The 15,285-nt window shown below is 60.3% G+C and carries 17 protein-coding genes; 7 read left to right on the top strand and 10 right to left on the bottom strand.

Going from position 1 to position 15,285, the window contains the following annotated elements; all coding sequences use genetic code 11:
• The first annotated feature begins 18 nt into the window (after positions 1 to 18).
• From QSV77_RS09280 to QSV77_RS09270, 3 genes are read left to right on the top strand one after another with little or no spacing between them, the layout of a single operon-like run.
• A complete protein-coding gene (locus QSV77_RS09280; RefSeq protein ID WP_302733911.1) occupies positions 19 to 306 on the top strand; it encodes a lipid-A-disaccharide synthase N-terminal domain-containing protein in 288 nt (95 codons plus the stop codon).
• Complete coding sequence (locus QSV77_RS09275; protein ID WP_302733234.1) at positions 281 to 1,792, top strand: glycosyltransferase family 39 protein; 1,512 nt, start codon at positions 281 to 283, stop codon at positions 1,790 to 1,792. The genes QSV77_RS09280 and QSV77_RS09275 overlap by 26 nt, the downstream gene beginning before the upstream one ends.
• On the top strand, positions 1,782 to 2,630 hold the full coding sequence (locus tag QSV77_RS09270) for a phosphatase PAP2 family protein (protein WP_302733233.1): 849 nt from the start codon (positions 1,782 to 1,784) through the stop codon (positions 2,628 to 2,630). The genes QSV77_RS09275 and QSV77_RS09270 overlap by 11 nt, the downstream gene beginning before the upstream one ends.
• Positions 2,631 to 2,923: 293 nt before the next feature.
• Here the strand turns inward: QSV77_RS09270 and QSV77_RS09265 are convergent, their stop codons facing one another.
• The 6 genes from QSV77_RS09265 to lgt form a co-directional block, all read right to left on the bottom strand.
• Positions 2,924 to 3,856 (bottom strand): ribose-phosphate pyrophosphokinase, encoded by a 933-nt coding sequence (locus tag QSV77_RS09265; protein WP_046798416.1) that lies wholly within the window; start codon positions 3,854 to 3,856, stop codon positions 2,924 to 2,926.
• A gap of 220 nt (positions 3,857 to 4,076) precedes the next feature.
• Positions 4,077 to 4,841, bottom strand: a complete 765-nt coding sequence (locus tag QSV77_RS09260) for a hypothetical protein (protein WP_302733232.1) — start codon at positions 4,839 to 4,841, stop codon at positions 4,077 to 4,079.
• Between the two features lie 89 nt (positions 4,842 to 4,930).
• Positions 4,931 to 6,082, bottom strand: coding sequence for a Xaa-Pro peptidase family protein (locus QSV77_RS09255; RefSeq protein WP_142840361.1), 1,152 nt, complete (start codon positions 6,080 to 6,082; stop codon positions 4,931 to 4,933).
• A gap of 1 nt (position 6,083) precedes the next feature.
• Positions 6,084 to 6,878, bottom strand: a complete 795-nt coding sequence (gene pgeF, locus QSV77_RS09250; protein WP_302733231.1) for a peptidoglycan editing factor PgeF — start codon at positions 6,876 to 6,878, stop codon at positions 6,084 to 6,086.
• 150 nt (positions 6,879 to 7,028) lie between these two features.
• Positions 7,029 to 8,129, bottom strand: coding sequence for a class I SAM-dependent methyltransferase (locus QSV77_RS09245; RefSeq protein ID WP_302733230.1), 1,101 nt, complete (start codon positions 8,127 to 8,129; stop codon positions 7,029 to 7,031).
• 15 nt (positions 8,130 to 8,144) lie between these two features.
• A complete protein-coding gene (gene lgt, locus QSV77_RS09240; protein ID WP_271362420.1) occupies positions 8,145 to 8,957 on the bottom strand; it encodes a prolipoprotein diacylglyceryl transferase in 813 nt (270 codons plus the stop codon).
• 308 nt (positions 8,958 to 9,265) lie between these two features.
• Between lgt and QSV77_RS09235 the strand changes: the two genes are divergently transcribed.
• The 4 genes from QSV77_RS09235 (at position 9,266) to QSV77_RS09220 (ending at position 11,648) form a co-directional block, all read left to right on the top strand.
• Positions 9,266 to 9,529: an accessory factor UbiK family protein gene (locus tag QSV77_RS09235; protein WP_046797974.1), complete on the top strand. Its 264-nt coding sequence runs from the start codon at positions 9,266 to 9,268 to the stop codon at positions 9,527 to 9,529.
• Between the two features lie 428 nt (positions 9,530 to 9,957).
• Positions 9,958 to 10,458: a YbjN domain-containing protein gene (locus QSV77_RS09230; protein WP_142840357.1), complete on the top strand. Its 501-nt coding sequence runs from the start codon at positions 9,958 to 9,960 to the stop codon at positions 10,456 to 10,458.
• A gap of 2 nt (positions 10,459 to 10,460) precedes the next feature.
• A complete protein-coding gene (gene proC, locus QSV77_RS09225) occupies positions 10,461 to 11,279 on the top strand; it encodes a pyrroline-5-carboxylate reductase (protein ID WP_271362222.1) in 819 nt (272 codons plus the stop codon).
• A gap of 27 nt (positions 11,280 to 11,306) precedes the next feature.
• Positions 11,307 to 11,648 carry a tRNA-binding protein gene (locus QSV77_RS09220; RefSeq protein ID WP_302733228.1) on the top strand — a complete coding sequence of 114 codons (342 nt, stop codon included), beginning with the start codon at positions 11,307 to 11,309 and terminating at the stop codon, positions 11,646 to 11,648.
• A gap of 48 nt (positions 11,649 to 11,696) precedes the next feature.
• Here the strand turns inward: QSV77_RS09220 and QSV77_RS09215 are convergent, their stop codons facing one another.
• From QSV77_RS09215 to QSV77_RS09200, 4 genes are all read right to left on the bottom strand, one after another.
• Positions 11,697 to 13,076, bottom strand: coding sequence for an ATP-binding protein (locus QSV77_RS09215; protein WP_142840354.1), 1,380 nt, complete (start codon positions 13,074 to 13,076; stop codon positions 11,697 to 11,699).
• 30 nt (positions 13,077 to 13,106) lie between these two features.
• Positions 13,107 to 13,820 carry a response regulator gene (locus QSV77_RS09210; protein WP_142840353.1) on the bottom strand — a complete coding sequence of 238 codons (714 nt, stop codon included), beginning with the start codon at positions 13,818 to 13,820 and terminating at the stop codon, positions 13,107 to 13,109.
• Positions 13,821 to 13,822: 2 nt separating this feature from the next.
• Entirely contained in the window at positions 13,823 to 14,350 is a 528-nt protein-coding gene (locus tag QSV77_RS09205) for a MarR family winged helix-turn-helix transcriptional regulator (protein WP_161991242.1), read from the bottom strand.
• A 198-nt stretch (positions 14,351 to 14,548) separates the two neighbouring features.
• The gene (locus QSV77_RS09200; RefSeq protein WP_142840350.1) at positions 14,549 to 15,154 is read right to left on the bottom strand and encodes a DUF1236 domain-containing protein; all 606 of its coding nucleotides are present in this window, start codon (positions 15,152 to 15,154) and stop codon (positions 14,549 to 14,551) included.
• Positions 15,155 to 15,285: the final 131 nt, after the last annotated feature.

Genomic DNA, 15,285 nt, shown 5'->3' with positions numbered 1-15,285 from the left:
ACACCGGCCATATGGTCCATGCTGCATGTGAGCAGCTGGAAGGAATTTCTCTGGGTCATGACCGGCTTCATGGGCCAGATGCTGTTCACCATGCGTTTTCTGGTTCAGTGGATTTCGTCGGAACGGGCCAACCGTTCGGTCATCCCGGTGGCCTTCTGGTATTTTTCCGTTCTCGGCGGCCTTGTGCTGTTGTCCTATGCGGTTTGGCGTCGCGACCCGGTCTTCATCATCGGACAGGCGTCCGGCCTGTTCATCTATGCCCGAAATCTCTGGTTGATCCATGCAGAACGCCGCCAGCATGCATGACGGGGCAGCGGCTTTGCCCTATGCGCAGGCGAGCCAGCAGCGCCAGTGGATGACGCTGGCGCTTGCGGCCATCGTGTTTGTAACGGTGCTGCGCGTCCTCGGTCTAGCCTTCAATCGGACCGATCTGTTCGTGGACGAGGCGCAATATTGGCTGTGGGGCCGGGAGATGGCTCTCGGCGCCTATTCCAAACCGCCGCTGATCGGCTGGCTCATTCGCGCATTCAGCATTCTGGGCGGCGGCGAGGGTACTTTTCAGGTGCGGTTGGCTGCACCCGTGGTGCATGGCATCGCGGCGGCGGCCATCCTTGTTCTTGGACGGATGATCTACGATGTGAGGCTGGCTTCGCTCGCCGCCGTCGTCTATCTGACGCTGCCCGCCGTGACGCTCGGCAGCCTGCTGATTTCGACCGATACGCCGATGATGCTGTTCATCGTGCTGTCGATGATCTGCGTGCGCAAGCTGGCGCAAGCCCGCATTGAGGGCAGGGCGGCGGTGGGCTGGAGCCTTGCGCTCGGTCTCTGTTTCGGCCTCGGCCTGATGTCGAAATATGCGATGATCTATTTTCTGCCCTGCTTCATCGCGGCTGGCTGGCTTTGCGAGGCATGGCGCATCCGGCTGCGGGACGCAGGCGTTGCCGCCGTTGTCTGCGTCGCGGTCATCGCTCCCAATCTGTGGTGGAATGCGGCACATGATTTCATGACCGCGCGCCATACGGCCGACAATGCCAACTGGAACGGCATTCAGCTGAAAATCGGTCCGGCGCTTGAGTTTTTCTTCTCGCAGGCGGGTGTTGTCGGGCCGTTCGTCTTCGTCGCCATGATCGTCGCAACCTTCCGGGCGAAGAGTGCCGAAACCCGGGCGCTGGTCGCCCTCTCTGTGCCGATCGTGCTGTTGATCACGGCGCAGGGTTTGATGTCGAGGGCGCTCGCCAACTGGGCTGTCGGGGCCTATGCCGCGGGGGTGCTTCTGGCGGTGCCGGTACTGGCATCCCGGCGCTGGCTGACGGTCTCCACCCTCGTGCTCGGTGGCATCGTCGCCGTCGCGCTGCCCGTCATGACGATTGCCGGGACCGAACTGCGCCTGCCAAGCGGCGAGCTGGCGATGAAGCGTTATCTCGGCCGGTCGGAATTGGTGTCCACCGGTTTTACGCGGGCGAAAGAGGCGGGCGCGGATGCCGTTGTCGCTTCCGATCGCTCCATATTGGCCGAGCTTTTTTATCAGCTGCGGGATGAAAAACAGGTGCTGACGCGCGCCTTGCCGGAAACCGGCGTGCCGTCCAGCCACTATGCGCTTCTTTATCCGCTGAAAGCCGGTGAGGCCAAAAATCCCCTGTTCCTGGCAAGCATGGATGGCCTGCCGGCCTGCCTTGCCGGTGAGGCGCCGGTTGCGCGCTGGACTGCCGGGCCGGGCTTCCTCGAAGGCAGGGAAATCGGGCTGTGGCGCCTGCTGCCGCAGTGCATTCCGGGAGGCGCCAATGGACAATGACCTTTCGCATATGCGGATCACGATCTGGGTAATGTTCGTTACCCTGGCGCTTGTCATCCTGTTTGCGACCTTCCCATCCATCGATCTTGGGTTCTCTTCGCTGTTCTTCTCTCCCGAGGGAAATTTGTGGTCTGGCCGCGAGCCGCTGCCTGAGTGGTTTCGCGACACATTGCGCGAGCTGACGGAGCTTGCCACCATTCTGGCCTTCATCGTCCTTGTCGGCAACATCCGGCTCGGTTCCCTGCAGCGCACCGGCTGGCGTGTCTGGGCTTTCCTCTGCGGGCCGGTGGTTCTGTGCGCCGGGCTTCTGGTGAACGGCGTGCTTAAGGCCAATATTGGTCGCGCCCGGCCATTCAGCGTCAGCGATTTCGGCGGGCAACAGCTATTTACGCCGCCTTTCCAGTTCAGCACGCAGTGTTTTTCCAACTGTTCGTTTTCCTCGGGGGAAACGGCGCTGATCGCGAGTTTTTTCCTGCCGCTCTGCGCGCTCGTCTGGCCCCGCCTGCAATGGCGCGGTCGTGTTGCGATGGGCAGCTTCGCCGCCGGCGCGGTTATCCTCATGTCCGGTCTTCGTATCGCGGCCGGCGGGCATTTTCTCAGCGATGTGGTGATGTCTGTGCTGTTCTCGGCTCTCACGACGCTGTTTCTCTATCGGGCGCTGGCAATTGGTCGCCATCGACATCTGTTTACGAGCGATGCCGTCACGGCCGATACTGTCAATCTGTGGCGCAATGGCAGCTATGCGGTGCGTGTGAGGGCCCGGCGCTGGTGGCCGAAAATCAAGGCTGCCGCCACACGGCTGCAGCGTCCGCCGGATGCGGGTGCGGCATCGCCTTGAGGGATGCAGAATGATTCTTGCGATTGCGTTTTAGCGCGTCAATGGTTTCCGTAAGGCGAAAGGCAGCGACCTTTGGTCGAGAACACGTGCTGCAGGGCGGCTTGTGTTCCCAACAATATAAATCGTGCGATTTTTTTACTTGAAACGCGCATGCGTTCAGCGAACGCTCGGATGCGAGGTTTTCAAACCCTCAGTCATCCTCGGGCTTGACCCGAGGATCCATAACTCGTCGAAATCAAAGGATCCTCGGGTCAAGCCCGAGGATGACTGAGCGCGAGGAAAGGACGGCAGCGTCAGTCGAACAGGCCGGACACCGACTGTTCCTGCGCAGTGCGGTTGATCGCTTCGCCGAGCAGGCCCGCCGTGCTGATGACGCGGATGTTATGCGCGGATTGCACGCCGGTGGTGGGCTGGATACTGTCGGTGATGACGAGTTCGCGCAGCTTCGAGGAGGCCACGCGGGCAACTGCGCCGCCGGAAAGCACACCGTGGGTAATATAGGCGGTGACGCTGGTGGCGCCCTTCTTCAGCAGCGCTTCGGCCGCATTGCAAAGCGTGCCGCCGGAATCGATGATGTCGTCGATCAGGATGCAATCCTTGCCGGAAACATCACCGATAACGTTCATGACTTCGGATTCACCCGGACGGTCGCGGCGTTTGTCAACGATGGCCAGCAGACAGTCCAGACGCTTCGACAGGGCGCGGGCGCGCACCACGCCGCCGACGTCGGGTGAAACGACCATGACGTTGTTGGTGTCGTAATGTTCCTTGATATCGCGGGCCAGAATGGGGGCTGCGAAAAGGTTGTCGGTCGGGATATCGAAAAAGCCCTGGATCTGGCCGGCATGAAGATCGAGCGTCAAGACGCGGTCGGCGCCGGCTTCGGTGATCAGGTTGGCGACGAGCTTGGCGGAAATCGGTGTGCGGGGGCCGGCCTTGCGATCTTGGCGGGCATAACCGAAATACGGAAGCACCGCGGTGATGCGCTTTGCCGAGGAGCGGCGCATGGCATCGATCATGATGAGCAGTTCCATCAGATGATCATTTGCCGGAAACGATGTGGACTGAACGACGAAAACGTCCTCGCCACGTACGTTTTCACTGATTTCTACGAATATTTCCTGATCAGCAAACCGCTTTACGGTGGCATTTCCGAGAGGAACGTTGAGATACTTGCAGATCGCTTCGGCAAGGTGCCGGTTCGAATTGCCTGCGAAAACCTTCATTGCGGCCGCCTGTTTCCATGCCATCGCCTTGCGCTACGGAAGTCTGTCTGCCGTAACCAAGCGTCGTTCAAGGGGAGGAACATCCGGCCGAAAAGCCTTTGCCGGACACGCCTTGTTGCCATGCGCGCCTTAATAGCGCTGTTGCTTTCGATTGCAAGAGGACTCAGCGCTTTCGCAATGATTTTCATGAAATCTCTGTGACTTCTCCCGCCGTTTCACCTCATCCCCTTTGAGACTGCTTCCATGATGAATAGTCATTGAGCGTTTTTGCGGCGATATCCTGCATCACCCTGTCGGTCACGGCGGCCCATGGATCGCTGCCCTTTGCGGCCACCGTCTCCTGTCCCTGAAGACGGTGAAGCCGCACGCCATTGGCATCCAGAACGTCCCAGACGTAAATGACATTGACCTTGCCGCCATCGGCGAAGGCGGAGAAATATCCTTTCAGGATGTTCTCTGCCGAATTGTCGTTGGAGGCGCGGATGGTCAGTCCCTTGGCCCGTGCTTCGGCACCCAGCTGCCGCGAGAGCGGCGTGACGGCCTGAACGGGCGCGCCGATGATTGGCAGGAAGCGGATGGTATTGCCGGAACCCGCCGGAGCAAGGGCGGCCGTCTGTTGCGAGGGTGGTGGCTGGCCACCTGCAGGCGATGCTGCGGATGACGGGGCCTGGCCAAGCGGCTCACCATATTGGTTGCCGCTCGAAAGCGCCTGTGCCTGCGCCTGCAAGGAATTCTGCGGCGCATAGGCCGGCACGGACGATGCGGTTGCCGAAGCGCCCGGCGGCGCGCGGTCGGCGGCGGCGGCCATCTGGTCGAGATCGCCCTGGGTTACCGGCGTCGATTGTATAGCGTTGTGGCCGACGTCCACCTGCGGGGTCAGCGCCTCCGTGGTGTTGCAGCCCGAGAGGGCCAAAACCAGTGCCGAAACGGCAAGAGCTGGAAAGACAAAGGCTGGGAAAGGGGAGACAAACCCCGTCCGGCTCATGTGACGTTTTCTCTCATGTTCCGCTCCTTCTTGCCCAAGGTGCGGCAATGTAAGGGCGGTTTTCCCGCTCTGTCAAACCCGGTGGTGATTTAAGCTGTGAGAAGATCGAGGCTATGGCGTGAGAGCGGCTCGGGAGCGCCGTCGGTGGTCAGATAGGTCTGGCCGAGCGTCATGGCGGTGCCGGCATCGGAGTCCATCACGATCATATGCACGAACAGCGTCATGTCGCTGGTAATCTCCTGCGGATTCCCGGCATGGAACATCTGATGCTCCATCCAGGAAGGGGAGAAACGCGCTCCCAGCGAATAACCGCAGGAGTTCAGCCGGTGGCGGGTGAGCCCGCGCTCGTCCATGACGCGGGCATGCACGTCGAAGACATCGCCGAAGGTCTTGCCCGGCCGCAATACATCCTCAATGGCGGTGAGGTTTTGCAGGCAGGCGCTGTAAAGCTCCTTCTGGCGGAAGTCCTGTTCGCCGATCACCACCGTGCGCATCATGGCGGCGTGGTAGTGGGCGCTGACGCCGGCCCATTCCAGCGTCAGCTGGTCCTTGGTGTCGAGCCTGCGGCGGCCGGATTTATAACGGCACAGCAGCGCATCCGCGCCGGAGCCGATGATGAATTCATTGGCGGGATAATCGCCGCCGCCAGCCAGAACCGCGCCCTGCATCGCTGCAAGAATGGCGGCTTCGTCCGCGCCGGCCTTGATGAGCGGCAGAGCGGCGTCGAGGGCGTCGTCGGCCAGTTGGCCGGCCTTGCGGGCATAAGCAATCTCGGCCGGGCTTTTGACGAGCCTGAGCGTGCTGACGAGGTAGGAGGCGTCAACCATCTGGCCGAAGCTGGCAAGCTGGTTGTCCAGCAGCCGGGCGACACGGCCGGTCATGCCGTGGGTATCGTATTCCACGCCAATCTTTGCGCCGAGCAGGTCGAGGTCACTCAGGAGATTTTTAAGATCGAGCGTCGGGTCGGCATTGGGCCGGTCGACCCAGATGAGGATATTTTCGATGATCGAGGTATTGCGCGCCTGGCGCAGATCGGCCGAGCGGGTCAGCAACGTCATCGAGCCATCCGACTTGACCACCAGCGTCTGGAAGAAGCAGTAGCCGAAGGTATCGTAACCGGTCAGCCAATACATGCTTTCCTGCGCGAAAAGCAGCAGGGCATCCAGCTTCTCTTCCGCCATTTTCGCCATCAGCCGTTCGCGGCGGGCATCGAATTCCGAAAGCTCGAAGTGCAGGGCCATGTCAGTCCTCCAGAATTGCGATTGCGGAAATCTGCCGGCCATAATCGGGTTCGGCGCGGTGGGTCGTGCGGCGATAGGAATAAAAACGTTCTTCGTCAGGATAGGTGCAGAGGCCGAGATTTTCCGCCCTGACGCCGGCTTTGGTCAGGCGGTCGATGGTAAACCGCTTGAGGTCGAAAAGCGCGTGGCCCTGCTTCTCGGCCGCGGTGAAATAATCCGCGTAAGCCGGATCGATATCGGTGAAGCGTGCCACATATTCCGGCCCGACCTCGTAATTACTCTGGCTGATGGAGGGGCCGAGTGAGGCGACGATGCGCTCGCGGCTGGCACCCAGTTTTGTCATGGTCTCGATGGTGTTTTCGAGAACGCCGAACAATGCACCCTTCCAGCCGGCATGGGCGGCGCCCACGACGCCGGCATCGGCATCGGCAAACAGGATCGGGCCGCAATCGGCGCTCAAGACGCCGAGCACGAAACCCGGCGTCGCCGTCACCATTGCATCGGCCTGCGGGCGGTTGCCGTCATAGCTTTCATCGACCACGAGAACATCGGGGGAATGGACCTGATGCACGGTGGCAAGGCGTTCAGCCGAAAGGCCGAACCATTGCGCCACGCGCCGGCGGTTTTCCTGCACAAGTTCCGGCTCATCATGCGAGCCGAGACCGACATTGAGACCCTGATAAAGCCCCGAGGAGACGCCGCCCTGCCGGGTGAAGAAACCGTGGCGAACACGGTTTTCACCAGAGGCGGCGAGCAGGGGGCTCTGGATGGGGAGCGGCAGCGTTTCGTTCTGCATGGTGCGGGAGTTCCTTGGAGAATATCGCTGTTGGCCGGTGGGGTGCGTTAAGCGAGATGTTTCCTGTTGCTGCGGCGTTGCGCGGCGTGTGTGATGCAGTGTGCCTGCTTCGTGTGTCGCGGCGATGTTGGCCCAGAGGTTATTGCGCTGTCAATCCACCGCACGAAACGGCATGAGATGAAGCGCGGGACTTGAAACGGCGACGACCTTGAAAAGTTCCCCCATCTTGCCAGCCCCTTCGCCGGCAAGGCGGTTGACCGCTTCGGCAATCGCCAGCGTCTGATCGGGTGTAGCCTTGGCGGCAAGGGCTGCTGCCCGCTCCTTGAGGCCGAGGCCATAAAGAAAGTCGCCCTGTCTCAGGTTGCCGTTGACATGCACGCCGGTCGCTTCGGCCGTTCTGACGAGGCTTTCGAAATCGACATGGCTCGTCAGGTCGGCCTCGCCCGGATGTGCTAGCGGCGGGTCGAAGGCATGGTTGCGCATGGCCTGCAGGGTGTCGCCAAACCCGGCGACCAGATGGCCGTAATCGATGGCGAGCGCTGTGCCGCCATGGGCCGACAGGCGCTGGCAGATGGCCGTCATCACGGCTTCGCGGGCAGGTGAAATTTCGAATATGGTACCAAGCGGCTGTCGTTCAGGCTGCGGCGGCAAGAGGGCCGGGTCGATGCTGGCAAGGCCCGTCGAGAAGACAAGCTCGTCATTTGCATCGAGGCTGACAACCCGTTCGCGAAAACCCTGAGGCGTCTTGACGAATTGCCGTATGGGTATGGCGTCGAAAAGTTCGTTGGCGACGAGGAGCAGGAAACCTTCGGGCACCACATCGAAACTTTCATGCCATGTCAGCCGGCCGGCATGGTCGGCAAGCGTATCCTTCTGGATCGTGGAAAGGCGGGGACTGGTTTCCACCAGATGCACCCGCATCGTCTCGTAAAGCGGCGGCGCGATTCGGCGGATGACGCGCAGCATGTCCGACATCATGGTGCCGCGGCCGGGGCCGATCTCCACCAGCTGGGTTTGCGCCGGTGCGCCGTGCCGCTGCCAGGCATGGACAACGAAAACGCCGAGCATTTCGCCGAATAGCTGGCTGACCTCAGGGGCGGTGATGAAATCACCCGAGCGGCCGAAGGGTTCACGGCTCTTGTAATAACCGTGTTCGGGATCGGCGAGGCAAAGCGAAAAATAATCGGTGACGCTGAGCGGACCGTTGAGCCGGATAAGGGATTTGATGCGTTGCGCGAGCGGTGTCGTCATGGCAGGCCATACCGCTTAGGCGATTTTTGCAGCGCGGCGTGCGCGCAGCACCGCCCAGAGGCCGAGAAGGAACATCGGTGTGGAAAGCACCATGCCCATGGTCAGCCAGTTACCGGCGAGATAACCGATCTGGGCATCCGGCTCGCGGAAGAATTCCACGAAGATGCGTGACAGCGCGTAACCGCAGACGAAGATGCCGGTGACGACGCCGGGCGTTTTCAGCGCCCTGAAGGCATAGATGGCAATGGCCAGAATGATGACGAGCACGAGGCCTTCGAGGCCGGCTTCATAAAGCTGGCTCGGGTGCCGCGCAAACGGGCCGCCGGTCGGGAACACGACTGCCCACGGAACATCGGCGATGCGTCCCCACAATTCGCCATTGATGAAATTGGCGATGCGGCCGAACAGCAGGCCGATGGGTGCCACGGCCGCAATGACGTCGAACATGCTCCAGACCGGGATGCCGTTCTTGCGGGCAAAGAGGATCATGGCGACGGTGGTGCCGATCAGGCCACCATGGAACGACATGCCGCCGTTCCATATTTCCAGCGCTCTAATCGGGTTGGCGGCAACGGCGCCGAGATCATAAAACAGGATGTAGCCGATGCGGCCACCGAGCACGATGCCGCCAGCTGCCCACAGGATGAAATCATCAAGGTGCTGCGCCGAGATCGGCGACGTCTCGTTTGGCCACAGGCGATCCGTGCGGGCGAGGCGACGGGCATAAAACCAGCCGAGCATGATGCCGGCGACATAGGCAATGCCATACCAGTGGATCGCCAGAGGCCCGATGGAGAGCGCAATCGGATCGATATTGGGAAATGGCATGATGGCAAGTTGAGTGGGAGCGGCTAACAATCCGTATATTCCGTCATCGTTGCTGGGCGGACAACAGAATGATCCATTGCCTCGAGGGGCCGGGCGATGATGCTCACCGGTCTCCCTGACGCCAAGGAAAATGGCGATTGCCGAGGCGGCGGTCAAGGTGATTTTTCGTGAGCGGATTGCGATGTCGGGCGCTGCAGCGAAAGGCCGCATTTTTCGATTTCGCTTGCAAGGCGGCTGTCGAGCACCTACCTGAAAGGCATCAACAGCAGGGAATGGAACGCTCCCTGAACCGACGAAGGAACAGCGCCATGAGCACGACAGGCACCAACCGTATTCTGGATGAATTCGCCAAGCTGATGACCGATGCGGCCGGCGCGGCGCAGGGCGTGCGCAAGGAAGCGGAAGCCGCCCTTCATGCACAGGCCGATCGCTGGCTGAACAGTCTTGATGTCGTCAAGCGCGAGGAATTCGACGCGGTGCGTGAGATGGCCATCAAGGCGCGTGATGAAAACGACGCGCTGCGCGCCCGCATCGAGGCTCTGGAAGCAAAGCTTTCGGCCACTAACGACTGATTCTTTAGCGCTTTTTCCTGATGGGTCCCGGATCGCCTGCGATTCCGGGACTTTTTGTTTGCGGGCCATGCAACCCGAAATAATCTCCGGTTGCCGAAACCGGCCTCTGGCGCGATTTTTTTGGTGCCTGTGGACACTTCCAAAAAACGCAATCGCCAGAGTCGCTTATGTATCTCGCCTGAGGTGATGGGGGAGAAGATATCCACTGTTCAAAAAGCAAAAATGGCGGACGAGGGGTGGCAGCAGGACTCGGCCATTATACACTGATTTTAAATGATGATTCGAAACGACCTGGTAAGCTCCGGACAGGGTGAATGCGTAATTCTGTTGGTGTCGGGCAATCGTCTCAAATGTTGAATCCGGTTTGTGTGTGCGTTTTGTGCCCGGCGTTCAAAACAGAACATCCATACCGGCTGAGAAGGTGCCGCATGAGCCTGATAGAATTTGAAATTGAGCGTCAGTCCAATCCCGTGGACATGATCGAGATTGTCGCTGCCTCGAATGACTGGTCGTTCGAGCGTTCCGGCGAAGACGAGATCGCCATGACGGTGGCTGGTCACTGGGCCGACTATCACGTTTCCTTTGCCTGGATGGAGGATTTCGAAGCGCTGCATCTGGCTTGCGCTTTTGACATCAAGGTGCCCGACCACCGCGTCAACGAAGTCATTTGCCTGCTTTCGCAGGTCAACGGCCAGGTGCTGATGGGTCATTTCGATCTGTGGCGGCAGGAAGACGTGGTGATCTTCCGTCAGTCCCTGCTTCTGGCTGGTGGCGCCGAACCGAACAACCAGCAGGTGGAAGTGCTGCTTTCCAGCGCGCTTGAGGCCTGCGAACAATATTATCAGGCATTCCAGTTCGTCGTCTGGTCGGGGCTGGATGCGAAAAGTGCAATCGAAGCGGTCATGTTCGAGACCGTCGGAGAAGCGTGAAGATGGTATACAAGGCTTCCGGTCCGCTGGTGCTCGTCGGCGCCGGCAATATGGGCGGCGCCATGCTTTCGGGCTGGTTGAAAAAGGGCGTGCCTGGATCCCAGGTCATCGTCATCGATCCGCGCCCTTCCGATGCCATGCGCACAACGATTGCCGAAGCGGGTGCAACGCATAGCCAAAGCGTGCCTGACGGCATCAAGGCAGGCATTCTTTTCGTGGCGGTGAAACCGCAGATGATGGAAGCCGTGCTGCCGTCCCTCAAACCCCTCCTGGGAGCGGATACCGTCGTTGTCTCGATTGCGGCTGGCACGACCATCGGCACCTTCGTGTCACATTTCGGTGCGGTTGCCGCCGTGCGGGCCATGCCCAACACGCCGGCCATGGTCGGGCGCGGCGTGACGGGGGCCTATGCCAATGAATTGGTAACGCCGGAGCTTAAAGCCGTGGTGGACGGATTGCTGAAGGTCAGCGGTCCGGTCGAATGGGTGGAAACCGAAAGCGATATCGACGCGGTGACCGCGGTTTCGGGCAGCGGCCCGGCCTATGTCTTTTATCTGGTGGAATGCATGGCCGAAGCCGGCCGCAAGGCCGGTCTGCCGGCGGATGTGGCCATGCGTCTGGCGCGGGAAACCGTGGCCGGCGCGGGCGAGTTGCTGCACCAGTCTCCCGACGAGGCGGCGCGGCTGCGCCAGAACGTGACCTCACCGGGCGGAACGACGGCCGCGGCACTTTCCGTGCTGATGGCTGACGATGGCATGCAGCCGTTGTTCGACAAGGCGGTTGCGGCGGCAAAGACACGCGCCGAAGAACTTGCTGGTTGAAGCATTGCAGGCAGGCGGGAGCAGGATATGAGCGGTGAAATTTCCTACGCCGATTTCGAGAAGGTCGATATTCGTGTCGGCACGATCATCGAGGCTGAGCCCTTTCCCGAAGCCCGCAAGCCGGCAATCAAGGTAAAAATCGATTTCGGACCTGAGATCGGCATCAAGAAATCTTCGGCACAGATTACGGTGCATTATACGCCGGAAAGTCTGGTTGGCCGGCAGGTGCTGGCTGTGGTGAATTTTCCGCCGCGCCAGATCGGCCCGTTCCGTTCCGAGGTCCTGACGCTGGGCTTTGCTGACGGCAAAGGTGATATCGTGCTTGCCGCCGTTGAACGGCCGGTGCCGAACGGCGAGAAAATGTGCTGAGATAACAGCACGGGTGCTCGATCTCTTGGATTGAGCGCGGGATGTATTTTACGCCGGAATTTTGACGATTACCCGCAGTCCGCCCAAGGGGCTGTCATCTAGCGAGACGTCGCCGCCATGGCTGCGGGCGATGTCGCGGACGATGGAGAGGCCAAGTCCCGTACCCGAGGCGTTGAGGTTGCGCGCCTCATCCAGCCGGAAGAACGGCTTGAAGACATCCTCGCGGGAGGCTTCCGGAATACCCGGGCCATCATCATCGAAGGTCATGATGATGGAGCGCGGCGCCTTGCGGATATCGATGTGCAGATTGGTCGCATAACGCCGGGCATTCTCCGCCAGATTGGCGACGAGGCGGGAAAGAGCATTCGGGCGCGCGATGATGCGCTCGATATTATAAAGCTCGTAGCTGAATTTCTTGCCGTGAAGCTCGAAATCATGGCCGATCTTCTCCAGAAGTGCGGGAAGCTCGAGCGTGCCGACATCCTCTTCGACATCGGTGCGGGCAAAGGTCAGATAGGCCTCCAGCATCGACTGCATGTCCTCGACATCCTTGTCCAGGCCTTCAAGGTCCGGATTGTCGCCCGCCAGAGCCAGTTGCAGCTTGAAACGGGTGAGGATGGTGCGCAGGTCGTGGCTAACGCCGTTGAGCATGGCGGTACGCTGTTCCATCTGCCGCTCGATGCGTTCGCGCATCAGGATGAAGGCGAGACCCGCCCGCCGGACTTCATCTGCGCCACGGGGAGAATAGGCTGTGAGTTTCTGGCCGCGGCCGAAATTCTCCGCCGCTTTGGCAAGCGCTTCGATGGGCTTGATCTGCCCGCGCAGGAAGAGGATCGAGATTGCAATCAGCACCAGCGATGCGCCAACCATCCAGACGAGGAAGATATGGGTATTTGAGGCATAGGCCGCGCTGCGGCTGGTAAAGACGCGCAGGGTCTTGTCGTCCAGCTGGACGCGGATTTCGACCAACGAGCCGTTGCCATAGGTGTCGATCCAGAACGGCCTGCCGATCTGCTGGCGCAATTGATCGGCCAGAATTCTGTCGAGGATCGAAAACAGCGGCTCCGGCCTCGGCGCGGGCAGGTCTGCTTTCGGTTCGATATAGACGCTGAGATCCAGCTTCTCGCGGGCGATGCGGATGACGCGCTGGTAGTCATCTTCCTCGGGGTCGGTTTGCAGCAGCTCGATGATCGCGGCAATATCGCGCGTCACGGCGGCGGAAAGACGCTCCGTCACCAGCTGCCAGTGGCGTTCCATGAAGACGGCGGCGACCACGCCCTGAAGCAGGATCATCGGCAAAATGATGATCAGCAGCGAACGTGTGTAAAGCCCGGTGGGCAGCCAATGGCGCAGCCCTCTGGCAAACGAGCGCCAGGTCTTTGCTATGCCGCTTTTTTTGACCGTATTGAGAAAATCGAGGCTCGCCATGGCCGTGCGCCCGCCTTTCGTTTATCCTTGTCAGTCCACGCTTAGCCGGTAGCCGATGCCGCGCACCGTCTGCAGATAGACCGGATTGGCAGGGTCGTCCTCGATCTTGCGGCGAAGACGGTTGATCTGCACGTCGATGGTTCTTTCGCCCACTTCCGATTCCGCCTCGACCAGTTCATGCCGTGGAATGGTGTCGCCGGCGCGGAGCGCAAAAAGCAGCATGATCTCCTGCTCGCGGTCCGTCAGGCGGATGGTTTCGGGACCGCGGCGCAATTCCCTTTTGGGAATGGAGAAGCTGTAGGGTCCGAACATGATCTGCTCGATCTTCGGGGTATCCGGCGAGGTGTTGCGCCGCAGGATGTTGTTGATGCGCAGCACGAGTTCGCGCGGATCGAATGGTTTGGCGAGATAATCATCCGCCCCGGCCTCCAGCCCCTCGATGCGGGAATCCGCCTCCGAGCGGGCGGTCAGCAGAATGACCGGCACGGATTTGTCCTCGTTCAGCGAGCGGGTGAGCGAAAGTCCGTTTTCTCCCGGCATCATCACGTCAAGGATGAGCAGGTCGAAGCGGATGCCGATCATCTTGCGCCGGGCTTCGGCCGCATCCCCAGCGACGGAAATGCGGTATCCCTTCTCACCCAGAAAGCGCTGGAGAAGGTTGCGAATGCGGGCGTCGTCGTCAACGATGAGAAGGTGGGCGGCGTCATCATCCGCCGGCGGGCGCTTTGTCGTTGCTGTCGCCATCGTCAGTCGCCTTCCCCTGTTGTCGGGCTGCGCATCTGCGCCAGGAATTTGCGCACGCAGGCGCGGGCATCGGGACCAAGGCCCTCCAGCGCACGATCAATACGCCGCGACTGCGGTTCGCTCAGCGCCAGGGCCAGTTCGCGACCGGTCAGCGTCGGATAAAGCCGGCGCTGGCGGCGGTCTTCGGGGCCGGCCATCTGGCGGATGTAACCGTCATCGATCAGTTGCTTCAGCACGCGGGCGAGGCTCTGTTTGGTAATCTGCAGTGTATCGAGCAGATCCGCCACCGTCATGCCCGGCTGCCGGCTGACGAAATAGACTACCCGGTGATGGGCGCGGCCATATTCCAGCTTCGACAGGATGACATCAGGGTCGGAGACGAAATCGCGATAGGCAAAAAACAACGCCTCGATCGTATCGAAGTCAATCTTGCCGTCGTCAACCTTCGGGAGTGCCGGTATTTGTCTCGCGGCGGCGGTTTTGAGCGATTGCGGTGGCACTGCGGTTCCTTCATATCCTGCGGCTGACATACGTCGATGCGCCAATATTCTGTAAACATAGCCGAAAATGCGTCCGCTCGGGAGAATGTCGCCGATCATTTTCTGTTGCGTTGGATAATATGCTGCGGGTGCGGGTGCAACTGGAATCCTGAGTGGCCTTTACCGGAAATAGAAAAGAGCGCGGAAAGCCCGCGCTCTTCAGTTGTTTCATACGATTTAGCCAGGGGTCTACTGGTAGACGTAGACGATCCGGTGGGTTGATGGCTCGACCAGAACCGGCACGTCGTTCACCCGGACATATCGATACTGATAATCGGGAACTTCGACGAGACGGGTATCGGATGGCAGGGTTGTGCCGACGACCACGTCGCCATCAAAGGTGACGGTGTCTGCAGGATGCTCGTCCATGTAGGTGATAACCGCTTCGGGCGGGGTGATGTCGACATCACCAACGCGGCCGAGGTTCGGATCACCGGGATTGGGTTCAGCCTGCACGCTTGCGGTCTTCTCATACGTCACGACAGGCACACTGAGTTCGGTGCGACGGTCTTCGAGAATGACGGGAGAACCCTCATACATGACATTCAGATAATCGGCATGCGCCCAACCGCGCAGGCCATTGACCTCGATGCGGCACCAGCTGCTGCCGTCCATGCAACCATCCAGCACGGCATTGCTGCCACGTGTGGCCAGACCCAGTTCGGGATAGTCTTCGCCGGGGCCTGAACGAACGGAAATGTCCGATGCGGTGGTGGCGACCATGGCGGCGTTTGCATAACCGGCCATCAGGGCGAAAGCGCCGCCAGCCATGAGCATTTTAAGCGTCTTGTCCATGTGTCTCACTCCTTTCAAGACTGGAGCTACAACGTCGGGGCCACCCGGGCGTTCCACATTTTTTGGGGGGACTTCCTGTTTTAAGAAGTAATATACCGACTATCTTGTTGAATTTTATCGTAATTTTTAGG

Origin of the sequence: Agrobacterium sp. V1 (genome assembly GCF_030518355.1) — a bacterium.
GTDB classification, from domain to species: Bacteria; Pseudomonadota; Alphaproteobacteria; order Rhizobiales; family Rhizobiaceae; genus Agrobacterium; species Agrobacterium cucumeris.
The sequence above is the reverse complement of the archived record's forward strand: the minus strand, read 5'-3'. Positions and strand labels throughout refer to the sequence as shown.